This is a genomic window from Larkinella sp. C7 (genome assembly GCF_006149005.1).
Classification (GTDB): domain Bacteria; phylum Bacteroidota; class Bacteroidia; order Cytophagales; family Spirosomataceae; genus Larkinella.
The window spans coordinates 162497-186714 of sequence record NZ_VBSL01000012.1 but is presented as its reverse complement, the minus strand read 5'-3'; the positions used below and the strand labels follow the sequence as shown (position 1 = coordinate 186714).

Here is a 24218-nt window from a genome sequence, read left to right as displayed (position 1 = left end):
CATTGAGCGGAAAACAGATATTACAGTATAAGGTCAAAGTTCCCATAAACCGTCCATTGGTACTGTACTGCGATACGGAGCAGAGCAGATTCCATTGCCACAGGTTGATTTCAAGGGTTTACAAACTCATAAATTACCCGACAACGGAAGTCCATGAAAACCTAAAATTTATATCCCTGAGGGAATACCCCACTAAAGAGCGCATAAGTATCATCGAATATGCCCTGTCCAAATATGCGGGCAAAATATGTCTGGTCATCATAGACGGGATCAGGGATCTTGTTTACGACATCAATAATGCTACGGAAGCGACCGAAATTACCGGCAAGCTGATGAAATGGTCACAGGAGCTGAATATACACATCCATACCGTACTGCACCTAAACAAGGGTGATGACAACACCAGAGGGCATTTGGGGACAGAATTGAACAATAAGGCTGAATCCATATTACAGGTCACCAAAAGCGATCTGGATACAAACTACAGCACCGTGGCGCCAAAGTTCATCAGGGATATCGAGTTTGAGCCATTTACCTTTTTTATCGATGATGGTTTGCCCGTACTGGATGAGAACTTTGACCTGTCAGGTACAGTATCGAGAAAGGGATTCGACTATCAGGAGCTTTCCAAAGAGAACCATCGGGAAGTGTTACAGGAAATGTTCAACGGCAGTGAAATAACCTGCACATATGATGAATATGTTGGCAGATTACGGAATGCGTATCTGGCAAAGGGCTTCAATTTCGGCATCAATAAAGCCAAACAGCTGAAGACATTTCTGGAAAACAAACGGATGGTCATCAAAAACGATAAGACCTACCGGTTCAACCCTGAATTCTATTATTAAAAAACAGGTTTAGTTTAGTCCGCCCCTATATAGTAATAGACTAAACTAAACCTACTTTAAAATTAAGATTATGACATGTGATGAATTAAAGCGCATACCGCTCATATCCATATTAAATTATCTACAGATACCATGCGCAAGGATGAACAGCCGTGAAGCATGGTTTAAAAACCCATTCAATGGAGGAGACGAAAGAACGGCTTCGACAAAGTTGGATATCCATAGGAATATCTGGTACTCGCATTCGGAAGGATTCGGAGGAAATAACATTGACTTCCTGATGAAGTTTTTGGATACGGAAAACCTATCAACTGTTTTAGATTGGGCTGATGAAAGAAAAAATATCTTTTCTTTTCACCAGCAGACCGTATTGGATAAAGTACAGGTCATGCAACAAGAAAATGAACGCGCTTACACCATCCTTTCCGTTGAGCCTCTCGGAAACAAAGCTCTGACAGACTATCTGACCGACGTACGCAAAATAGATATTGAAATTGCCAGAGTATACTGTCAGGAAATCTATTACCGGACGGCAAAAGGACAGACGTACTTTGCCGCAAGTTTTAAGAATGATGCAGGTGGATACGAACTGCGCAACAGCTATGATAAACGCTCCCTATTGACAAAGGGGATCACCACGATCGATAACGGCAACAAAGATGTTGTTTTGTTTGAGGGCTTCACGGATCTGCTATCCTTTATGACGTTAAAAAAGAATGCAGGTAAGCCGTATCTAAATACGAACTTCTGTATCCTGAATACGACCGCCAATCTGCAAAAAGCATATCCATTCTTAGGGCGACATAACGGAATAACAAGCTATCTGGACACAGATAGCAGTGGTTTAAAATCGTACAACAGTTTGCGAAGCCATTTTGAAAAAACGCACACCGTAAAAAATGGAATGGAAGAATTGCAGAGGCAAGACAACAGGATCAAGGATGTCAATGACTATCTGATTTTCACATCATCCAAAGAACAGACCCAAAATATTCAATCGGGAAGAAAACTATCGAATAGGTAGGAAGCAAGGTTGTGTTTTGGTGACCCCAAAACCGATTGGCTCCCGATGGTCACAGCTAAAAAGAAACAAGATGAAAAATAACAAGAAAAAAGGCGGAAGACCCGCACTCGAAAATAAAAAACAGTTCAGGATCAATGTCCGTTTCGATGAAAGCGAACATAACAGAGTTTTGCATAATGCAAAAATTGCAGGTATGAGCAAATCGGAATGGGTACGCAAATCTGCGATCCTACGAAAAATTACACCTAGGTTTACCGAAGAACAATTGAAAGCTTTTAGGGCGATTACTGGGGCTTCGAACAATCTAAATCAGCTAACTAAAAAAGCACACCAGTCTGGACTGATTGAGGTGACACAGGAATGCAAAAATACGATCCATCACATTAACCATTGTATCAATAAACTACTGCACCATGATAGCGAAGATAATTGAGGGCCGATCTTTCGGCGGATGCGTTGGATACGCCCTGAAAAAAGATAGTGAGATTATCCATGTAAATGGATTACGGACGGATTCGGCAAAGACCATCACACAGGACTTTAATTTTCAGCGGATGCTGAATCCAAGATTGGGCAAGGCAGTCGGACACATTATTCTTTCGTGGAATACAGAAGATAAAAACAAGCTGAATAATGACATCATGCTATCCGCAGCTAAGCGTTATTTATCAAAATTAGATATTAGGGATACCCAATGCTTAATGGTGCGCCACCACGACCGCCAACATGATCATATCCATATTATTTTTAATCGGGTAAACGATCATGGCAAAACTATCTCCAATAGCAATCAGCGGTATAAGAGCTTTAAAGCTTGTAAAGAATTAAATGCATTATATGGCTTTAAGCAGTCCGAAGGAAAACGAAATGTCAACAGAGGTAGACTGAAAGGTAATGATCTAACGAAATACCAAATTTACGACACCGTCAAGGCAGGCATACGACACAGTAAAAACTGGAAGGAACTACAAAATTATATCCGTTACAGAGGTGTGGAAATGCAGTTTAAATATAGATTGGGGTCGGATGAGGTTCAAGGTATTTCGTTCATCAAAGATGAACAGACATTTCGGGGTTCTGCCATAGACCGCTCATTGAGCTTCGGACAGATCGACAAGGCTTTAAATAGCATAGATAATTCTATTGAACTAAATCAAATTACTGGAAGCTATGTTTCGAAGGATCATTCTATAGACAGAAATATCGGAGAAACACTTGGTCACATAACATCAGCTTTATTTTCGAACCCCGAAATTACACCAGAGCAAGATGATCCGTTGATCAAGAAAAGAAAAAAGAAAGAGAATTACGGACTAAAACGTTAATACCATGAACACAGAATTAGAAAATATACAGCAACAGGTAAGCGCATTGCAGGAAAACACAGACTTGATCACGCAGGATATTGTACGAATAATGCCTACAATTGTCTCCCTACTTTCTGAAAATGAAAAGAAAATGCAGGAATTTCATGAAATGCGAGCAAAGGATCAGGAACTACTACAACAGATCAAGCAATTTATTAAAAGAGAAAACGATGTACTATCTAAGATCATTAACGATTATGGGACACTTCAGGATGTAGCTAATGAAATCTCCACAATAACTAGACAGGAATTAGCTGTATTAACAATCAAAGAAAAAGACATTGTTTCAAAGATAGCTGAAATTCCTGATCAGGTCATTGTAAAACATCATTACGGCATTGATCTCAAATCAACACCTCTGATCATTGTTATGATAGCATTATCTACCATTATTTCGCTAGGTCTCGGTGTTCTATACGAGAAGAACAAACAATTAGACGATAGAAAATCGTATGAAATGCGTTACCGAATGATAGAATTGGAGCTACCGCATGTAACATCGCATATCGATTCTACTCATTCTCTTAACCCTAAGAAATTCCATAATTTGGTGATTAAAAGAGAGGAAGAAAATAAACTATTAAACAGTATAGACCAAAAACGTCAGGAGATCAAAAACTTAAACAGTCCTGAATAACGGCTCGGCGACTTGGCGAAGTAGCGAAGCTGTATCGAAGATACAAAAGCGGAGCTATTTAGCCAAGTCGCTTGTTGTAAGCAGTCCGCGAAGCGGCGGCTTACGGCAAGCGACGTAAGTCGCCGAGCCATTGTTAGCAAGGAGCGCAGCGGATTGCTAACAACGTTTTGCAGCTTGCCGCTGGGGCGGGAAAAGAAGCCAAAACTTCGATTTCAGAACCGACCCGAGCAAAAACCATTTTTAAGCTTTAAATTTAATCAAAAAGTTTAATAAATGGTTTTTGCGTACAAAGAAAACCGACCGTTGAATTTTAAACCATAACCGCCCTTGCGGCAAACTGTTTGTTAGCGGTTCGGGCTTTTATTTTGTTTAAACTTCAAATTCATAGACATTTAAAAATCGTCCTTTTATTTTACTCTCTTTTCTTTGGATTATTTTTCCACCCATTTTTCTATAAAAACCGTTAGAATTAGGTTCCGCATAAACTCTTATAATATTCGAGCTGCTTTCTTTAGCTGTTTCTTTGATGAAATCAAAAGTTTTTTTCCCATATTCCTTCCCAATATTTTCAGGTAAAAGCCAAAAGTGGTCTATTTCAATATGTTTTTCCTTATAGACAAGAGAGCAAAAACCTAAAAAATTTTTGCTATCGAATATTTTAAAAACTTTATTTCTTTTAATATAGGAATCTGTTATTGTCAATTCGTTTGTCCATAAATTCATCTGTTCATCTGAATAGTTCCAAATTTTCTTAGACTTAAATGCGGTTTCTGATAAAAGTTCTGAATCGTTTGGTTTGGCTCGTTTAAATTGTAATGTTTTCATTTTTCGGGGATGTTCTCTTGTTCTATATTATAAAGCTATTTTGGCCTGACCGCTAACGTGCCGCGTATTGGCGATGGGCGGGATTTTTAGCACTGAACTTTAATCGAAGAACAGAAGTTGAATTTTGCACTTCCGTTGATACGAAGCCGTTCAGCCCGCCTATTGCCAATACGATGTTGTACGACGTAGTTATGTTTTGGGTTTTAGTCCAGCTAAATATTTTCGTATGTCATTTTCTAATTTATCCGGGTATTTGTACTCTAATTTTTTTGACAATTCAGTTCCTATTTCTGAAACTAAATCAGTCATTGAAAATAGAGCAGTCCAATTTTCCTTTATATCGCTCCCTGAAAATGTTTGTTCTGTTTTAGCCCACATTTCCTGGTTAAGATACTTTTTGAAAAGCCGTCCATATTTATTGGTCGTTATGTTCCAATTGTGTTCACTTGCAATGTGCCATTCAATTAAAGGAATTAAATATTCTGTGCGAATAACGGTTTCCGACATAAATTTCGCATAGAATATTTCATCTCTCACAAGACACTTTGCCACGTAAGTTGTGTCCCACCAAAAATCGTTTATTAGATTTTGAAACTCTTTTTCAGACGGTTTTTTGATAATGGAAATTTGATAAGTTGGTTTCAGCATTTGCTTTGTAATACCATCTTTATCAATTAAAATTTTATAACCAATATCCCAATCTTCTGGTAATTCTTTCTCTTGCGTTTCCTTTATAAATTTTGATTTGCTGTAAAGTTTAAAATCTACTTTCACACCGTCTTCATAAAGTAGCATTTTCATTGCGTGTTTATGGTTAAAACAACTTTCGTCTTCTTCAATCATAGCAATTGGATTTCCGAATTTAAGCGTCCAGCTTTTGTCTGAAATGTAATTTGTATTATCCTCAAAAACAAATTCAATGTCTAAATCACTAAATTCGTCAACAAGTGCTAAAGGATTTACAAGTGAACTTGTCAGAAGAAGAACTCTTACATCTTCGTTTTTCTCCGACCATTCTATAATTGTTCTTAACTTTTCTTCTCTGACTTTCATTTTGTTTGGTTCGGTTTTACTATGTCGTACAACATCTGTTTTAACGAAACGAATATACGGAAAATTTCGCTTAACCAACCCTATACGTGTTTCGTTATTTGACTTTTCTTTCTACATAAGATATTGATATATTTGTATTTAAAAAATAAAACCGCACAAATAGCGAAACAAAATATTATAAAATACTATTTCCCTGATATGAATAGCGAAATCATACTTGAAACCTTCGAAAAGAGATTGCTGATGCAGAGATATGCTGGCAATACCATTAGATCGTACAAGGATTACGCTAGTATATTTCTTAAACATGTTAGCAAATATCCCTCCCTTGAAGAAATTCCACTGTCAGATATTGAGGCGTTTATAAACGAAAAAGTTCAAAATGGGAAAATTAGTGTTTCCTATCAAAAAGGATTAGTGGGCGCAATCAAGAAGATGTACGAACTGATATTGGACAAAAAAATCCAACTGGATTACTTATACCCGAAACGATCATTTTCTAAATTACCTAAATTCTTTTCAAAAGAAGAAGTAAGAAATATTCTCGATAACACTCAAAATCTAAAACACAAGGCTATTCTGATGACAATCTATAGTTGTGGACTACGTCTTAGCGAACTGTTGAATCTCAAAATCAAAGACATAAAATCTTCCGATGGAATTATCAGAATCCATCAAAGCAAAGGTAATAAAGATCGGATTGTATCATTACCAGACAAATTGCTGGCGACTTTGAGACATTATTATCAAGCATTCAAGCCAAAGGAGTACCTCTTCGAAGGTGAGAGGGGTGGCAAGTATAGCGAACGAAGTGTACAGTTGATTCTGAAAAAAGCATTGATCAAAGCAAATGTTCAGTCGGAAGGCTCTGTACATACATTGCGACATTCTTATGCCACACATTTAATCCAATCAGGTATCGATATCCGAATTGTAAAAGAGTTATTGGGTCATGAAAATATAAAAACGACTATGATCTACACTCATATCACTGACATAGACAAGCAAAAGACTCCTAGCCCTCTTGATTTTTTATAAGAATAAGATGAACTTTTCACGCTCTATAGAAACAAGCATTATGTTCCAATCATTCTTTAAGAAGGGTTATTCTTCTAGCTTAACTTAACTTTGCTTAGGTTATTGAATAATCAATATTCAGATATAATTTGTCCGAAATGTGTCCGAAAAAAGAAAAAGCCACTGATTATCAGTGGCTTTTGTCGGGGTGGCAGGATTCGAACCTACGACCTCCTGGTCCCAAACCAGGCGCGATACCGGGCTACGCTACACCCCGATTACTTTCGAGAGCACAAAGGTACGATTTTAATTCGGAAAAGAAAACCGGGGCCTTTAAAATCCCTTTTATTTAAATTCTGGCGGAGAGAGAGGGATTCGAACCCTCGGTACCGTTGCCAGTACGACAGTTTAGCAAACTGTTCCTTTCGGCCACTCAGGCATCTCTCCAGGACATCCCCAAAGCCGCTTTGGCGTCATTGGGGTCACAAATATAGAGGTATTCCCGCCGTTTCGCCAAGATTTCGGCCAAAAAAGTTTCGCGGCAATTTGTGATCTCCGGTAGGGCATCCGGTCATTTCCTCCTAATTTCGCAGCTTCACGGAGTCAATCAAACGGCCTACGGTTCGTTGATGTCCTGATCCTTTGCGAATTGCATGAACTGGAATCACAGTCTGACCCAAACCGAATACCTCTTCATAGCCGTCTTTGTACTGCTTTATGGCTACTACTTTTTTCGAACTTTTCGGGTTGCGCACTTGCTGGGCACCACCGCCTGGGCCACCATTCCGAAGTTTTTTCTGCGAACCGGCTACTTCACCCTCCTGCTGATTGCGTTGCTCGGCCCTTCCTTCGGAGTCGTTGAAAAAGAACTGGTTTCGGAAGGAAAAGATATTTACATCGCCGTCGATCTTTCCAAATCGATGGATGCAACCGACATTCCGCCCACACGGCTGGAAAAAGTGAAGTATGAACTGAAACGGCTGATCGACGCACTGCCCGGCAACCGGTTTGGCCTGCTGGTTTTCTCCACGGAAGCCTACGTCCATGCGCCCCTGACATCGGATCAGGGGGCACTGACGCTGTTCATTCAGTCACTGAATACGAAGCTCGTCCCCGAATCCGGCACCAACCTGTGCTCGGCCGTGGAACTGGCCCTGCGGAAACAACTGGCCGAAACCTCGGATCTGACCCAAACCAAAGTGTTAATTCTGCTGACGGACGGCGAAGATTTCGGCGAGTGTGACCCGGCACTGGCCGGTCAATTGCGGAGATACGGTATTGCGCCCTTCGTGATTGGCGTCGGCACCGAATCCGGCAGCACCATTCCAACGCCCAAAGGCAACCTGCGCGACAAAGACGGCAAGGTTGTGCAAACCCGCCTGAACCGCAGCTATTTACGGCAGTTTGTGAAGGATACCCGCGGCTCATACCTGGAACTGGCTTCGTCGTCCGGTGACCTGACCCCCCTCATCTCGGCCATCCAGACGATGGAAAACCGGCTGGTTGATCAGCGCAAACTGGAGGTGACGACCAATAAATACTATTACTTTCTGGTCGTTGCGCTGGTGCTGATCGCCATCGACATCCTGGTGACGGTTCGAACGTTTAAGCTGTAAACCCGTTCCAGTTGTCCAAAAGAGTTCGTATTTTTGCGAACGTTTTAAGCCTAAACATGACCTACCTGATTTTATCGGTATTGCTCTGGTTGTACGACAATCGTTCTTTCGATAAAATTTCGCATGATAACATCGCGCGGATTGAAGGGCTGCGGGCCTACGAGGCCGGCAATTACAAACGCGCAGCCGAGCAATACGTCGCCCTGGTCAACTCGGCGCTGTTTGTGGAGCCTTCGGCCCGGCTGAATCTGGCTCACTCCTATTTTCAACTCCGGCAATATGCCCAGGCGCAGAAACATTACCGGCTGGTGGCGCAGGTCAGCCAGCCCGACCTGGCCGCGGCTGCCGAAATCCAACTGGGTGTCATTGCGGTTTTGCAGGGCGATTCAACCGCAGCGCTGACCTTGTTCCGGAAAGCGCTAACTGCCGTTCCGGCCCTTGAGCCCGCCCAGTTCAATTATGAATTGATCAAAAAAACGTACTCCGGAAAGCCCGTCCAAAATAGTGCTCAGCGACCTAAACCGACACCGCGGCAATCGCAGCAGGAAACGGAAACGACTCTGGAACGTGGACAGGAAAGTGGTACGGAAGTGGAACAGGGGGATACTAAAAACGAGTTGTTGCGTCGGCTGCGGTCGCTGAATCTGTCGGAAGAGCAGGCTTTGTCGATCCTGAATTCCATGCAGGCCAATGAAGTGCAGTACATCCACCAGCGAAAACAGACGGCGAAAACGAAAGACCGGCTTACATTCAACACCTATTAGATCGCCCAGACGAACCCCTTGCATATGAATGACGTAGTAATTGTCTCGGCCGTCCGTACGCCAATTGGTAGCTTTGGCGGGGCATTGGCGTCCCTGACGGCGACCGAACTGGGTGCGATGGCGATCCGGGCGGCATACCAGCGAGCCGGACTTCTTCCCGATTTGGTGGAAGAAGTAATTATGGGAAATGTCGTGTCGGCCAACCTGGGACAGGCCCCGGCGCGGCAGGCGGCTTTGAAAGCCGGTTTGCCCGTGAACGTCCGCTGCACGACGGTCAATAAAGTGTGCGCATCGGGAACCAAAGCCATCATGATGGCGGCTCAAACCATTCAATTGGGCCAGGCCGACGTCATCATTGCCGGCGGTATGGAAAGCATGTCGAATGCACCTTACTACGTTCCGAAAGCGCGCTTTGGGTATAAATACGGCGACGGGCAATTGGTCGACGGGCTGGCAAAAGACGGTTTGGTCGATCCGTTTGACCAGAGTGCGATGGGCGTTTTTGCCGATCAAACCGCGAAAAAATACAACATCAGCCGCGAAACGCAGGATGCTTTTGCCATTCAGTCGTATCAGCGGTCGGCAGAAGCCACGAAAAATGGTAGTTTTGGAGCCGAAATCATCCCGGTTGACGTCCCGACCAACAAAGGCAGTCTGACGGTAGGTGAAGACGAAGAGTACAAAAATGTTTTTTTCGACAAAATTCCGAAGCTGAAACCGGCTTTTTCGCCCGATGGCACCGTTACGGCGGCCAACGCGTCGACCATCAACGACGGGGCGTCGGCGCTGGTGTTGATGAGTCTGAAAAAGGCAGAGGAGCTGGGACTGAAACCCATCGCCCGCATTCTGGGTTACGCCGATGCCGAGCAGGAACCGGCCCTGTTTACGACCTCTCCCACGCTGGCCATTCCGGCGGCTTTGAAACGGGCGGGGGTAAAACCGGAAGACGTTGACTATTACGAAATTAATGAAGCGTTTTCAGTCGTAACCCTGGCGTGCAGCCAGATTCTGGAAATACCGCAGGCAAAACTGAATGTCAACGGCGGAGCGGTTTCACTGGGGCATCCGCTGGGCGCGTCCGGTGCGCGAATCGTAACGACGCTGGCGAACGTCTTGCAACAACGAAACGGACACATTGGCGCCGTTGGTATTTGCAATGGTGGCGGGGGCGCGTCGGCACTGGTGATTGAGAAGATGTAATTTTAAATGTAAAATGTAAAATGAGGAATGATACATGTAAAAGTTAGAAATCGGGACCCGCACTTTTACATGTATCATTTCTCATTTTACATTTATAATTGTTTTGACTTCGAAAATGAGTAATCCCAAACAGGCGATAAAAGAAACCAATTTCAAGTTTGACGGACAAACCGGTTTTTACCGGGGTAAAGTTCGCGATGTGTACCATTTCGACGACCGCCTGATTATGGTGGCCAGCGACCGGATTTCGGCTTTTGACGTGGTGTTGCCCGTCCCGATTCCGTACAAAGGACAGGTGCTCAACCAGACAGCAGCCCATTTTCTGAAAGCCACCGCCGACATCGTCCCGAACTGGCTGCTGGATGTCCCCGATCCGAATGTAAGTGTGGGGCTGAAATGCCAGTCGTATCCGGTCGAAATGGTGGTAAGGGGGTATCTGGCCGGACACGCCTGGCGTGAATACCGCGCCGGAAAACGAATGCTCTGCGGAGTTGCCCTTCCCGACGGTCTGAAAGAAGCCGATAAACTTCCCGAACCGATTATCACGCCCTCCACCAAAGCCCAGGAAGGACACGATGAGGACATTTCGCGGGAAGAAATTCTGGCTCAGGGCATTGTCCCCGAAAACGAATACGTTCAGCTAGAAAAATACGCCCTGGCCCTGTTTAATCGCGGCACCGAAATGGCCGCCGAACGCGGGCTGATTCTGGTCGATACCAAGTACGAATTCGGAATGCTCAATGGTCAGATTTATTTGATCGACGAGATTCACACCCCCGATTCATCCCGGTATTTTTACGCGGACTCCTACGCCGAGAACCAGGAGAAAGGCATACAGCAGAAGCAGTTGTCGAAGGAGTTTGTCCGGGAATGGCTCATTGCCAACCAGTTCCAGGGCAAAGAAGGCCAGACGATTCCGGCGATGAGCGACGAATGGATCGACCAGATTTCGAATCGCTACATCGAACTTTATGAGACCGTAACCGGCCAGCCTTTCATACGGTCAGAAACTGACAATATTTACGACCGCATTGAAGAAAATATCCGCCGTTCGCTAACTGTTAATTACTTTTGAAACGGACCAAGGTAATCCATTATGAATTATGCCATTGAAAAAAACGAGCAGTATTCGCTCGTTACGCTAAACGAAACGGTATTTGGCGGGGAGGTTCTGACAACCTTCGAAACCCTCAGCCGAAACCTCTTCCGGGAAGGCTACAGCAACATTATCGTCGATTTTACGGCGGTTCAGGAAATTGAAGATGGCGGGGTTCCCACCATCCGAAAAATCAACCGGCAATGCACCAACGAGTCCGGCTTGTTGATTCTGGTAACGAAAAACGAGGAAATTATCGACTTTCTGGATGGTTCGAAAATTCCGGATCTAACCATTTTGCCAACGGTCGAAGAAGCCGTCGATGCGGTATTTATGAATGAACTCGAAAACGACTTTCGCAGCGAAGACGACGACAGTTACGAGTTTGGGGGCTCAGCGGACGATTGACAGGTCGTCAAACATACCCCCTACCCTTTCAATTTTTCTTGTTTATTAAAATATCATCCTTGAAATTTAAAGATTGAATTTTTAAATTTCAAGGATGATTTATCGGCAATTCACGCAAAGGTTTTTGTTCGGAAATCCCATTTTCTACCTTTCCGCCGACGCATAAATCCGCTCCACGACTTCCTGCAAAATCGCACCCTGCTCCGCCGTGCAAACGTTGGACGGTTTTCCCAGACAGGCATCCAGAAAAGCCGCCGTATTCTTGAGCTGAATATCAACGTCTTCCAGAAACGGAAACTGAACATCAGCCAGTTCGCCGGCCACTTCGGTGTAGAGTGAAAACGGAAACAGCTTTGCCCCGCCTTTGCTGCCAAACACCTCCAGATTACGGTCTATATCAGCTTTCGTATTCAGCGCAAACGAAGCCGAAAGCATGATGGACGCCTTGTTCGGAAACGACAGATACGCCATGCAGGCATCTTCCACTTCAAACTTTTGCGGGTCCCAGGAACCCATCAGCCCTTTGCCTCCGGTTTTCCCGATGAAATCGTAGGTGTTCGCCAGAATGTTTGCCGGAACCGCATAGTCGAGCGCACACAATGCCAGGTCGAGCACATGGACGCCCAGATCCATCAACGCTCCTCCCCCCTGCATTTCCTTGTTTGTAAAATACCCCCAGCCCGGAATACCCCGCCGACGCAGAAAATTCGCTTTGATGTGGTAAATCTCGCCCAGTTGACCGTTGGCTTTGCACCGCATCAGCAACGCCCACTCGCTCGTTTGCCGCAGTTGCAGGTTATAGGCCAGGATTAGCCCTTTTTGAGCCGCCAGATCAGCCATTTCACGCGCCTGACGGGCGTGGAGCGCAGGCGGTTTTTCGCACAGGACGTGGCAATTGTTTTCCAGCGCCTGCATCGTAAACGGATAATGCAGGGTATTCGGGGTGCAGTTGATGATCACGTTGGGTTGGCATGTCCGGTACATTTCCGCAGCGTCGGCAAAGGCGTGCGGAATACCGTGCTGATCGGCCAGCGACCGGGCTTTCGATCCGTCGCGGCTGCAAACGGCTACAATGTCGACCAGTTCTGAAAGGTTTTTCAGCGCCGGGATGTGGTTTTTATCGGCAATACTTCCTCCGCCAATGATGGCAGCTTTAAATTTCGACATGCGGGCTAGTGAGTTTGAAATTGGCTGTTAATCAGGGTTAATCCGAGAACATCAGAGTCAACCAGAGAATCCCTGATAAGCGCTGATGTTCTCGGATTAACCCTGTGAAATACCATCAGGCCAGAAACTGGCTCAGGTAATTGCGCGCGGTGAGAATGGCGGTCTGCACGTCTTCGGGGCTGCCTTCGTAAGCTTTGTCTTCCACTTCGATGCAAACCGGGCCGCGATACCGGACGTCGGTCAATGCCGTGAAGAAATCCCGCCAGCGGACGTCGCCCAAACCAGGTAGTTTCGGCGAATGGTATTCCAGCGGATTGGCCATGATGCCGACGCGGTTCAGCTTGTCACGATACAGTTTTACGTCCTTGAGGTGAATGTGGTGGAGCCGGTCCTTGTAGTCGTAAATGGGCCGCACTTCGTCCATGATCTGAAAAATCAGGTGCGACGGGTCGTAGTTGAGTCCCAAAATCCGGGATGGAATGATCTCGAACATCCGGTCCCAGATCGCGGGCGTCGTTGCCAGATTCTTTCCGCCCGGCCACTCATCATTCGTGAACCACATGGGGCAGTTTTCAATGCCAATTTTTACATTGTTTTCTTCGGCAACTTTCACAATTTCGGGCCAGTGGGCCGCAAACAGCTTCAGGTTTTCCGTGATGTTGAGCGACGGATTTCGACCAATAAAGGTATTGACCACGGGCACATTCAGCTTCGCAGCCGCCCGGATCACTTTCTTGATGTGTTCGCGGAAGTACGCGGCTTTATCCGGGTCCGGATCGAGCGGATTCGGATAATAGCCCAGGCCCGAAATATAAACGCCATATTTCTGCGTCAGTAACTGAATGTGTTTGACATCCAGGTTGTCGACGTCGATGTGCGACACGCCTGCATACCGCCGGGCGTCCGCGTGATCCGTCGGCCAGCACATGACCTCCACGCATTTGAAGCGTTGCTCCGACGCAAATTGTAACACATGTTCCAGATCGTAGTCCGCCAGAATGGCACTTACAAAACCAAGATGCAGCATAAAGTGGGTTTTACGGTTTTCAGTGTAGGGTTTATGGTGTGCGAATCAGAGCGCATCCATGAAAGAATAAATTGAAATTTGGAAACTGAATGGATTACCGGCAAGTTTACAAAAAATATGACATTCAACCTGACTATACTTGGCAGCGGTTCAGCAACACCCATCCTGAATCGCCACCCGACCGCCCAGGTCATTGCGATTGAAGGCGATTATTTTCTGATCGACTGCGGGGAAGGCACGCAATACCGCCTGATGGAAAACCACCTCCGGCCCGGTCGGCTTAAATACATTTTCATCAGCCACCTCCACGGTGACCATTATTTCGGTCTCGTGCCGCTGCTGTCGAGCCTTAACCTGTCCGGCCGAACCGACGATCTCTGGCTGTTCGGTCCGCGCGGACTTGGGGAAATTATCACCACGCAGTTCCGGTACTCGGACACGAAACTGAATTATCCGCTTCACTTTCAGGAAACCGATCCGCACCAACCGACGCAGATTCTCGACCATCCGAACGTCCGGATCGAAACCATCCCGTTGCAACACCGCATCGACTGCACCGGTTTTCTGTTTCGGGAGAAAAACCGCAAACGGAAGCTGATTGCCGAAAAACTACCTACGGAGTTGCCAGTGGCTTTTTACCGGCATTTAAAAGATGGGAATGATGTTCTGGATGATCTGGGGCAGGTTTTGTACCGCGCCGAAGACTACACCATCCCCGCTCCCCCGCCCCGGTCCTACGCGTTTTGCTCCGATACGCGCTACAATGAGGCCATGTTCGACCAGATCCGGGGGGTGGATTTGCTGTACCACGAAGCCTCGTTTCTGGACGATATGGAAGCGTTGAGTGAAAAATATTTCCATTCCACCGCCCGTCAGGCGGCTTTAACGGCGGTTCAGGCGGAAGTGGGTCGGCTAATGATTGGCCATTTCTCCTCACGCTATAAAACCACCGACGAGTTTCTGCTTCAGACCCGGTCGGTTTTCCCGAAAACGGTTCTGGCGGTTGAAGGGGAGACGACGGAAGTGTAGCCCCTTCGACCGCCAGAACGGCAGATTGTTTAACCGCTGTCAGGGTCTCCGACCGTATGACGGCCCGGCGCTGACAGGGTTTACGGTTTCACCACCTTCCGATGCACCACGCCTTTGGGCGTTTGCACCTTCAGAACATACAGTCCCGACGACAACTGACTCGTATCCAGCGTCGTCTGGCTGGCCCGGTTTTTCACCGGCTGTTCCAGCAGGGTTGCTCCCGAAACCGTCATCAGGCTTACGCCTTCGAAATACTCACCCGTTGGCAATTCGACCGTGAGCGACGCACCGACCGGATTCGGATAGACCTTCAGGACGTCGGCCCAGGTCGGTTCATTCCCAGTAACGGCCAGCACGTTGAATTTTCGTTCGACTGGCGTGGCCGCCGAAAATTGCTCGTTCCCGGCCTGCGTAGCCCGAACCGTCACCACACCCGGTTTCGTTGGCGTCAGGCGGTTTCCCGACAGCGTCGCCGATCCAGAAACAATTTCAAAACTGACCGCCAATTTTGACGAGGCCGTGGCCGTCAGGTTGAACGAACCGTCATCGGCATACCGATCCGGCAAGGCATTGAACGTGATGGCCTGGGCGGTTTTGCCGGTTTCAGCCCGCGTTCCGGCGGCATACCAAACCGCCCACTTCGCATTTTCATACAACGCCTTCACCTCTCCTTTTGCCGTCATTTTATCAGCTTGCAAGTCCAGCGAAGCCACCATTTCCTTGTCGCCCCCCGAACTTAACGTATTGAAAACGAGCCGGTCATCCAATCGAGAATAGGCCGGGAAGCTCAAGGTGACGTTGGTCAGCACCGTGTTCAACGTGCCGGTTTTCAGATCCCCCACCCATACCTTGTAGCTGTCATCGATGGCATTGTAATAGTCAAAAGCAATGATGTTGGGCGAATTCCGGGAAAAACTGGGGTTACCGACGCTCTCACCGTCTTCCAGGTTCTTGAACAGTTTCAGAATGGCACCGTCGCTAAACGTTTTCTGCGCATTGCTCCACACATCCAGCAGACCGACATCCCAAAAGTCAATATCCTCACCGTCACCGCTTTTCAGTTTATTAAAAGCATCATAGACCAACACTTCTCCGGCAAAATCCCATTCGAAGGAATCCGCATACTCCACTTCGCCCGTCGAAATTCCTTCGGCGGAGGTGGGGTTGCTCAGCGGAAACTGCTTCCATTTTTTCAGGTCATAGCTGTAGACCCAGATGGATTTATCCTTCTCTTTCGTCAAAGCCGCCAGCTTGGTGCCATCCCGCGAAATGGCCACATTGTCCCAGATCGGCTCGTCGGAAATAATGACTTCCTGAGCCGCCCCGGTCAGGGTTACGGCCCGAATCCGGCCGTCGGTCGTCACGTAGTAGGCGGCTTTTCCGTCGTCCGTAATGCTCGGGCGGTGGCTGATTTCCGCCTTGATCCGGGCCGTCAGATTGCCCGTGCTGACGGGAGCCGTATACAACTTCTGGTCGCCAATGCTATACAGAATGATCATGTCCTGACCGTTGTTGGCCGGCACATCCTGCGGCTTGTCCGGCTGCGGGGTGGTTTCCACAATGCCGACCGCGTCAAATGCGTCCCTGGCCGCTTTGGCTTCCGCGCTGTTTTCGCCGTATAAATCCACGGCCGAACGGATTACGCCCAGCCGCAAATCCAGAAACTGCGAATTCAACGTCAGGTATTTAGTGAGCGTGCGGTAATACACCTGCTCGGCTTTTTCTTTCCCGATTTTGGTGGCAAACAGATAAAAAGCATGATTGGTAATCCCGCTGTTCCGGTGAACTCCGCCATTGTCGTCTTTGGTGACGATAAATTCGGCCATCGTTCTGGGCTGATACCCCAGCGTCCCTTTTCCATTCTGATTCGGGTTCGACATGCTGCGCATGGCCCCGGACGTATACTTGCTCTTCAACACCACATCTTCCCCAATCAACCAGTCGTCCCGGTCGACCATCGCGCCAAAAACATCCGCCATCGACTCGTTGATGGCCCCCGATTGATCCTGGTAAATCAGATTCGCCGTGTGGTCGATTACGCCGTGGGTCATTTCGTGTCCGGCCACATCCAGACCGCCCGCCAGCGGTTTGCAGTACGCCTTCCCATTTCCGTACACCATAAACTCCCCCGTCCAGAAGGCATTGTCCATCGCTTCCCCGTCTTCCAGCACATTCACAATCGACACCATCGTTCCTCCTTTGCCATCCAGTGAATTCCGTTTGTGCGTTTTTTCGTAATATTCGTACGCCAGACTTCCGTTGGTGTGGGCCGAAATGGCGTTGGCATTCCAGTCGTTGTTATTCTTTGATGTGACATCGTAGAACCGAAAACTACCATCGGTTTCCTGCTTGTTTCTGGCATCGTAGGTAACGATGGCGCCCACCGGTTTGGCAATCGTCGATTTTTTGGCATCGTACATCGCCCGCGTCGCATCCAGCAGGTAATAGTTCGCTCCCGACTGATACGTCTGAAAATTCCGCATCACCCCGTTCAAATCCTTGCCCGATGCTTTCACCGGCCCGTCCACCCCGCAGGTGTTGTTGTACTTGTTCAACACCACACCGGTTTGTGCATCGACCAGGTATTGCCACCGTTCGAGCATATTGGGCCGAATTGTCAGGTTGTAGGCCAGCGCCAGTTTGTCGCCCACCGGATACAGACACAAGGTTCCTTCCGACGGTTTGAGGTTAAACAGGTTCTGGCCGAATGGCCGAACAATCGACTCCTGGCCAATGTCCTGAAAAGCCCGGTCGGTTGCCTGCTGAAGCGAAAGCCGGGGCGTGGTCGAAACCGGTTTGGCAACCCGGTATTGCCCGTTCAGCAGCGTCACGGTTCCGTTGGTCAGGTGCGCCACCAGTTCGCTCCCATACACCGGAACGCCCTGAACCGTTTGCGCCATCCGGATGTGTGTTTGCCCCAGGTGATCGGTTTCGGTTTTGGTAATCTGAAATTGTTCTTCCGGTTTTTCGACCTTCAACAGCGATTTGATCTGGCTCATGAACGAAAACGCCGACGCGCGGGCGCTCATCCGGGCACCTTTATCCGAAGAAACGGGCGAACGGTTTTCGATGTAAACCGGCAGGTTCGTCGCCGTGTCGCGGACAATCCGGAGTTTGAGCGACCGGGCATCAAATTGGGGATTACTTGTAGATGTTGCGAGCCGGAAGTTGCCCGTTCGGGTTGAAACCGGAGCCACATCGGCTTTCAGTTTTTGAGCCAAACCGGGCGTCGGCGCCTGGGTTTTGAGTTTTCGCCCGAAACCGGAATGCGGAGATTGCGCCAGCACACCGACCGAATACGCCAGCAGAAGACTGGATAAAATTGATTTCATGGATGTATTTGTTGTTGGTAAAAATGAATGCTAACGCTTCGGTTTCGGCATCTGCGCCAGAAACGACTGGTAAAACGTGACAAACCGGGCCGGGGGTGGTTGCTGTGGGTCACCCCAACTTACGGTAAACTCCTGCTGGTTTTTCTTCCAGCTCACAAACTGGTAGCGGTTTCCCGGCTGGTTGAACCGGGAAGTTTTGATCCGGCACGTTTTCTCCAATTCGTTGAAAAACCGCCGGGTGGTGGCCGCCGGTTTCCGCCCCAGCCGGGTATAGAGCGAGTCATTGTCAGACTTGACGTATAGGTATCCGTTTTCCAGCCAGTAATAGACCGTTGACGCACCGGTGATGCCGCCCCCATGCCCCACAACGATCTGACGATTTTTGTAGGTTAGCGGATAGTTGGAACCGGTTTGCGCCCGGCACAGCCCGTTAGCGGCCAGGATGAGCAACCCGAGAATAAAAATTTTGAACATGATGCGGTTTATTCTGAATCTGGGCGAATGTAGCGGACCAATCGCCCCTTCTGCTACCGTTCAATGCATGAGCCGTCAAAAATGGGTGTTGAAGTGTAGGCCGTTGAGCAAGCGGTTCCTGGCGAATGGACGGTAATTCCATGTGAGTTTTTGACAGGAGCATAACCGGAGGGCCGTTGCCCGTGGACAGAAAGGGAAAATTCACAATGAACAACCGGCAGATATCGAGACTGACTTAAGAAAGTAAGCAATTCTAAAAACAGGTTAATTTTCAACCTTTATTAGCCAGTTTTAGTCTAAAAATATCCAATTTGAATCTGAAACCAAACCCGTTTTTAGCGAAAACGATCATTTTAACATAAAACAGGCTAATTTTTAACACAAGGCTTAATTTCTGATTAAATAGCAAACAATTAGGCCTGAAAAAATCAATAACTATGTTTTTAGGAGTTGTTTTTGATCGATTACAGCCCTGATTGACTCATTTTAATTCCTTCAATCCGAGGCTATTTTCACTAAAATCTATTCACTAACCAAGACAATTTTGTACCAAAATCATAAAATTGGCTATGCAAACGAAATTTTGCATTTTGGACTTTTCACAAAATATATTTTAATGTAACTTGCACATCCAACGCAAAAACAGTAGTGTCTGCTGATTATAGTTAGTTTTTCCTTTACTCACCTGCAGATATTTTGATTTGCCATTTTTTCAATAACAAAACCACAAACGAGTTTACGCCGATGTCTTCTTCTAACGCACCGCAACAGGGTCTGTACCGGCCTGAGTTTGAACACGACGCCTGTGGAATTGGATTCGTAGCGCACGTCAAAGGTCGCAAGTCGCATCAGATTGTCGAGGATGCGCTTACGATGCTTACGCGCATGGATCACCGGGGTGCGGTTGGCTACGAACCCAATACGGGCGATGGTGCCGGAATTCTGATTCAGATTCCCCACGAACTTTACGTCGATGAATGCCGGAAGCTAAGCTTCTCGCTACCGTCGGCCGGCGACTACGGCGTCGGGATGATCTACATGCCCAAAGACGAGCGTCTGCGGAAAGAATGCCGTGATATCCTCAACCGAACCATTAAGAAGCTGAACCTGGAGCTGATCGGCTACCGCGTCGTTCCGGTCGATTCGTCCGATCTGGGCAACGGGTCACGTTCGGTGGAGCCGGTGATGGAACAGGTCTTTATTCGAAAACCCGAAACCCAGACTTCCGACGAATTTGAGCGTAAATTATACATCATTCGAAACTACAGCAGCCGGATTATCAACGAAACCGTTGCCGGCGTTGAGAACAATTTCTATTACTCTTCGCTTTCGAGCCGGGTTATTACCTACAAGGGTCAGCTAACGACCAAACAACTCCGCGATTACTTCCCGGATTTGCAGCGGGAAGAACTGGTTTCGGCCCTGGGCGTCGTTCACTCCCGGTTTTCGACCAACACTTTCCCCTCCTGGAAACTGGCGCAGCCGTTCCGCTACATTGCCCACAACGGTGAAATCAATACCGTGAAGGGCAATGTCAACTGGATGAAAACGGCGGAAGCCATGCTTGAATCCAAGCTTTTTTCGCCGGAAGAACTGGCCATGCTCCGCCCGATCTGTAACCTCAATCAGTCGGATTCGGCCAACCTCGACAACGCCATCGAATTGCTGGTGATGGCGGGACGCTCGTTGCCGCACGTGATGATGATGCTGGTTCCGGAAGCCTGGGACGGCAACGAAAGCATGGACCCTGATCGGCACGCTTTTTATGAATACCACGCGGCCATTATGGAACCGTGGGACGGCCCCGCGTCGATCTCGTTCACCGACGGTCGCATTGTAGGTGCCACCCTCGACCGGAACGGCTTACGGCCTTCGCGTTACTGGGTAACGGACGAAGACGTGGTGATCATGGCTTCCGAAGCGGGTGTCAACGACATCGACCCGGCACGGGTGGTTAAAAAAGGCCGTCTGCAACCGGGCCGGATGTTTGTCGTGGATCTGGAACAGGGCCGTATCATCAGTGATGAAGAAGTCAAAGCAGACATCTGCTCACGCCAGCCATACAAGCAGTGGCTCGACGAATATAAAATCAAAATTTCCGAGTTACCAAAACCGGTCCGCACGTTCAGCCACATGCGGAAACAGGACATCACGCAGCGGCAACAGGCGTTCGGATTCACGTCCGAAGACCTGCGCATGATCCTGGCGCCCATGGCCGAAACCGGTCTGGAAGCCCTCGGATCAATGGGAACCGATTCGCCCCTGGCCGTTCTGTCGGAGCAAAGCCAGCACCTGGCGAATTATTTCAAGCAGCTTTTTGCCCAGGTGACCAACCCGCCGATCGACTCGATCCGGGAACGGGCCATCATGTCGCTGATCTCGTTTGTCGGCGCAACCGGCAACCTGCTGAGCGAAGACCCCGAACATTGCCGCCTGATCGAATTGACGCAGCCGGTTCTGACCATCGAAGAGTTCGACAAACTGCGGTTTGTGGATAAAAACCACTTCCAGGCCAAAACCATCAATACATATTTCCGCGCCGACGACAGCACGGGTCTCGAACGCGCCCTGGAACGAATCTGCCGTTACGCCGAAGACGCCATCGAAGACGGTTTTGAAATCATCATCCTGTCGGACCGCGCCATTGACTCCGACCACGCACCGATTCCTTCGTTGCTGGCGACCTCGGCCATTCACCACCACCTGATTCGCCGGGGACTGCGCGGCCAGGTCGGTATTCTGGTCGAAGCCGGTGATGTGTGGGAAACGCACCACTTCGCGACCCTGATTGGCTACGGTGCTTCCGGCATCAATCCGTACATGGCGTTCGAAACCATCACGGATATGAAGGAGCACGGCCTAATTCAGGTCGATTATCCGGTTGAAAAACTCCACCAGAACTACATCAAGGCCGTCAATAAGGAGTTGCTCAAGATTTTCTCGAAGATGGGCATCTCAACGCTTCAGTCTTACCAGGGTGCCATGATTTTCGAGTGTCTCGGTCTGAACAAAGAAGTGGTCGACAAATACTTCACGGGAACGATCTCGCGGATTGGCGGCATGGGTCTGGAGCAGATCGGCCGCGAAATTCTGGTTCGTCACCGGCAGGCTTTCCCGAAGAACAACATCCTCAATCCACGGCTGGAAGTGGGCGGTGTTTATCAGTGGAAACAACGCGGGGAAGCGCACATTTTCAATCCCGACACGATTCACCTGCTGCAACAGGCGACCCGGAAAAACGACTACCAGATTTACAAGAAATACGCCAACCTGATCGACGACCAAACCCGTAAGGCCCTGACGCTGCGTGGTTTGATGAAGTTCAAGAAAGGCAATCCGGTTCCCATCGAAGAAGTGGAACCGATTGAAAGTATTTTCACCCGGTTTGCGACGGGAGCCATGTCGTTCGGCTCCATTTCGTGGGAAGCCCACACGACGCTGGCCATTGCCATGAACCGCATCGGCGGCAAGAGCAATTCCGGCGAAGGTGGCGAAGACGAACGGCGGTATATGCCCCTGGCGAACGGCGACAACATGAATTCGGGCATCAAACAAGTGGCTTCGGGCCGGTTTGGCGTCACGAGTCATTACCTGACGAACGCCCGTGAATTGCAAATCAAAATGGCGCAGGGCGCCAAACCTGGCGAAGGAGGTCAGTTGCCCGGTCACAAAGTCGATGACTGGATTGGCCGCACGCGTCACTCAACACCGGGTGTCGGCTTGATTTCCCCCCCGCCCCACCACGATATTTATTCCATCGAGGATTTGGCGCAGCTTATCTTCGACCTCAAAAATGCCAACCGGGCCGCCCGCATCAGCGTCAAACTGGTGTCGGAAGCCGGGGTTGGAACGATTGCCGCCGGGGTTGCCAAAGCCCACGCCGATCACATCCTGATTTCGGGTCACGACGGCGGAACGGGTGCCTCTCCCCTGAGTTCGATCCGCCACGCGGGTCTGCCCTGGGAACTGGGACTCGCCGAAACCCACCAGACGCTGGTCCGCAACAAACTGCGGGGCCGCGTGACAGTACAGACGGACGGCCAAATCCGGACGGGCCGCGACCTGGCGATTGCCGCGCTGCTCGGTGCCGAAGAATTTGGCGTCGCGACCGCTGCGCTCGTCTCCGTCGGTTGCATCATGATGCGGAAGTGTCACCTGAACACCTGTCCGGTGGGCGTTGCCACCCAGAACAAGGACCTGCGGGCGTTGTTTACCGGAAAACCGGAACACGTCGTGAACATGTTCACCTTCCTGGCGACGGAACTGCGTGAAATCATGGCAGAGCTGGGTTTCCGGACCATCAACGAAATGGTGGGTCAGTCGCAGATGCTCGAAATGCGCAAGGACATCAAGCATTGGAAATACGACCACGTCGATCTCTCGGCGGTGTTGTTTAAGGATGCCAACAACCTGGATGTGGCCCTGTACAAGCAGGAAGATCAGGATCACGGCATGACCGATATTCTGGACTGGGAACTGTTGAAAGTCTCCAAACCCGCGCTGGAAGCCGGCGAATCGATCTATGCTGAATATCCGATTATCAACCTGAACCGGGCAGTAGGGACGGTTTTATCAAACGAAATCTCCAAAGTATACGCCGGAAAGGGACTCCCCGAAGGCACGATCCATTTCAAATTCCGGGGAACGGCCGGTCAGAGCTTCGGCGCGTTTAACACCCACGGCATCAAACTCGAACTGGAAGGCGATGCCAACGATTATTTTGGCAAAGGACTCTGCGGAGCACAGTTGATCGTGTATCCCGACCGCATGGCGCCGTTCAAACCGGAAGAAAACAGCATCGTCGGAAACGTGTCGTTCTACGGGGCGACCTCCGGGGAAGCCTACATCCGGGGAATGGCGGGTGAACGGTTCTGTGTCCGGAACTCCGGGGCCAAAGTGGTGGTCGAAGGCGTTGGCGATCACGGGCTGGAATACATGACGGGCGGTTTAGCGGTTATTCTCGGCTCAGTGGGCCGGAATTTCGCAGCCGGGATGTCTGGCGGAGTAGCCTACGTCTGGGATCAGGAAGGCGATTTTGCGTCCAAAGTGAACGGCGAAATGGTCAACCTTGAAGAACTGGACCCTGAAGACGTCGCGCTCATCAAGGAATTTGTCGAAAAACATTTCCAGTATACCACCAGCAACGTAGCCCTGCAACTGATTCAGGACTGGGACAACCTCATCAAGCAATTTGTCAAAGTGATGCCGAGCGATTTCCGCAAGGCGCTGGCCGGACGCGGAATTTCCCTGGCCGACCAGATTCGCGACAAAAATGTGGTGTATCAGGACATTGTTGTGGACGTGGCACACGGATAACAACTGATTTTCTTTCGT

19 protein-coding genes and 2 tRNA genes are annotated in these 24218 nt (G+C 48.6%); 13 read left to right on the top strand and 8 right to left on the bottom strand.

From position 1 onward, the window contains the following. The 5 genes from FH871_RS24555 to FH871_RS24535 form a co-directional block, all read left to right on the top strand. On the top strand, nucleotides 1-848 hold an 848-nt coding region (locus FH871_RS24555), incomplete at its 5' end, for a mobilization protein (protein WP_138994070.1). A 142-nt stretch (nucleotides 849-990) separates the two neighbouring features. After that, nucleotides 991-1872, top strand: a complete 882-nt coding sequence (locus FH871_RS24550; protein WP_003013284.1) for a toprim domain-containing protein — start codon at nucleotides 991-993, stop codon at nucleotides 1870-1872. Between the two features lie 70 nt (nucleotides 1873-1942). Further along, nucleotides 1943-2305, top strand: a complete 363-nt coding sequence (mobC, locus tag FH871_RS24545; RefSeq protein WP_003013287.1) for a plasmid mobilization relaxosome protein MobC — start codon at nucleotides 1943-1945, stop codon at nucleotides 2303-2305. After that, the gene (locus FH871_RS24540) at nucleotides 2286-3197 is read left to right on the top strand and encodes a relaxase/mobilization nuclease domain-containing protein (RefSeq protein ID WP_003013289.1); all 912 of its coding nucleotides are present in this window, start codon (nucleotides 2286-2288) and stop codon (nucleotides 3195-3197) included. The genes mobC and FH871_RS24540 overlap by 20 nt, the downstream gene beginning before the upstream one ends. Nucleotides 3198-3201: 4 nt before the next feature. Then, on the top strand, nucleotides 3202-3876 hold the full coding sequence (locus FH871_RS24535; protein ID WP_003013290.1) for a hypothetical protein: 675 nt from the start codon (nucleotides 3202-3204) through the stop codon (nucleotides 3874-3876). A 369-nt stretch (nucleotides 3877-4245) separates the two neighbouring features. Here the strand turns inward: FH871_RS24535 and FH871_RS24530 are convergent, their stop codons facing one another. Continuing rightward, nucleotides 4246-4701, bottom strand: a complete 456-nt coding sequence (locus tag FH871_RS24530; RefSeq protein ID WP_003013292.1) for a GNAT family N-acetyltransferase — start codon at nucleotides 4699-4701, stop codon at nucleotides 4246-4248. Nucleotides 4702-4890: 189 nt separating this feature from the next. Next, complete coding sequence (locus FH871_RS24525; protein ID WP_003013318.1) at nucleotides 4891-5754, bottom strand: aminoglycoside 6-adenylyltransferase AadS; 864 nt, start codon at nucleotides 5752-5754, stop codon at nucleotides 4891-4893. Nucleotides 5755-5952: 198 nt separating this feature from the next. Between FH871_RS24525 and FH871_RS24520 the strand changes: the two genes are divergently transcribed. Beyond that, nucleotides 5953-6792: a tyrosine-type recombinase/integrase gene (locus tag FH871_RS24520; RefSeq protein ID WP_039990626.1), complete on the top strand. Its 840-nt coding sequence runs from the start codon at nucleotides 5953-5955 to the stop codon at nucleotides 6790-6792. A gap of 182 nt (nucleotides 6793-6974) precedes the next feature. On the opposite strand, the gene FH871_RS24515 is transcribed toward FH871_RS24520, so the two are convergent. Continuing rightward, nucleotides 6975-7048, bottom strand: a tRNA-Pro gene (locus tag FH871_RS24515). 80 nt (nucleotides 7049-7128) lie between these two features. Beyond that, nucleotides 7129-7218 (bottom strand) — tRNA-Ser (locus tag FH871_RS24510). 206 nt (nucleotides 7219-7424) lie between these two features. Between FH871_RS24510 and FH871_RS24505 the strand changes: the two genes are divergently transcribed. From FH871_RS24505 to FH871_RS24485, 5 genes are all read left to right on the top strand, one after another. Beyond that, nucleotides 7425-8387 carry a VWA domain-containing protein gene (locus tag FH871_RS24505; protein WP_138994069.1) on the top strand — a complete coding sequence of 321 codons (963 nt, stop codon included), beginning with the start codon at nucleotides 7425-7427 and terminating at the stop codon, nucleotides 8385-8387. Nucleotides 8388-8443: 56 nt separating this feature from the next. Beyond that, the gene (locus FH871_RS24500; protein WP_138994068.1) at nucleotides 8444-9151 is read left to right on the top strand and encodes a lipopolysaccharide assembly protein LapB; all 708 of its coding nucleotides are present in this window, start codon (nucleotides 8444-8446) and stop codon (nucleotides 9149-9151) included. 24 nt (nucleotides 9152-9175) lie between these two features. Then, nucleotides 9176-10351, top strand: coding sequence for an acetyl-CoA C-acyltransferase (locus FH871_RS24495; RefSeq protein ID WP_138994067.1), 1176 nt, complete (start codon nucleotides 9176-9178; stop codon nucleotides 10349-10351). A gap of 115 nt (nucleotides 10352-10466) precedes the next feature. Continuing rightward, nucleotides 10467-11426, top strand: a complete 960-nt coding sequence (locus FH871_RS24490; protein ID WP_138994066.1) for a phosphoribosylaminoimidazolesuccinocarboxamide synthase — start codon at nucleotides 10467-10469, stop codon at nucleotides 11424-11426. Between the two features lie 21 nt (nucleotides 11427-11447). Next, complete coding sequence (locus tag FH871_RS24485; protein WP_138994065.1) at nucleotides 11448-11855, top strand: STAS domain-containing protein; 408 nt, start codon at nucleotides 11448-11450, stop codon at nucleotides 11853-11855. A gap of 144 nt (nucleotides 11856-11999) precedes the next feature. On the opposite strand, the gene FH871_RS24480 is transcribed toward FH871_RS24485, so the two are convergent. Both FH871_RS24480 and FH871_RS24475 read right to left on the bottom strand, forming a co-directional pair. Beyond that, nucleotides 12000-13022, bottom strand: a complete 1023-nt coding sequence (locus FH871_RS24480; protein WP_138994064.1) for a Gfo/Idh/MocA family protein — start codon at nucleotides 13020-13022, stop codon at nucleotides 12000-12002. 115 nt (nucleotides 13023-13137) lie between these two features. After that, nucleotides 13138-14049 (bottom strand): sugar phosphate isomerase/epimerase, encoded by a 912-nt coding sequence (locus FH871_RS24475; RefSeq protein WP_138994063.1) that lies wholly within the window; start codon nucleotides 14047-14049, stop codon nucleotides 13138-13140. 117 nt (nucleotides 14050-14166) lie between these two features. Between FH871_RS24475 and FH871_RS24470 the strand changes: the two genes are divergently transcribed. After that, nucleotides 14167-15078: a ribonuclease Z gene (locus FH871_RS24470; RefSeq protein WP_138994062.1), complete on the top strand. Its 912-nt coding sequence runs from the start codon at nucleotides 14167-14169 to the stop codon at nucleotides 15076-15078. An 80-nt stretch (nucleotides 15079-15158) separates the two neighbouring features. Here FH871_RS24470 and FH871_RS24465 read toward each other — a convergent pair whose 3' ends face one another. Then, nucleotides 15159-18410: a M4 family metallopeptidase gene (locus FH871_RS24465; RefSeq protein WP_138994061.1), complete on the bottom strand. Its 3252-nt coding sequence runs from the start codon at nucleotides 18408-18410 to the stop codon at nucleotides 15159-15161. Nucleotides 18411-18440: 30 nt separating this feature from the next. After that, a complete protein-coding gene (locus FH871_RS24460; protein WP_138994060.1) occupies nucleotides 18441-18884 on the bottom strand; it encodes an FAD-binding oxidoreductase in 444 nt (147 codons plus the stop codon). 744 nt (nucleotides 18885-19628) lie between these two features. On the opposite strand from FH871_RS24460, the gene gltB reads away from it, so the two are divergent. Then, a complete protein-coding gene (gltB, locus tag FH871_RS24455; protein ID WP_138994059.1) occupies nucleotides 19629-24200 on the top strand; it encodes a glutamate synthase large subunit in 4572 nt (1523 codons plus the stop codon). Nucleotides 24201-24218: the final 18 nt, after the last annotated feature.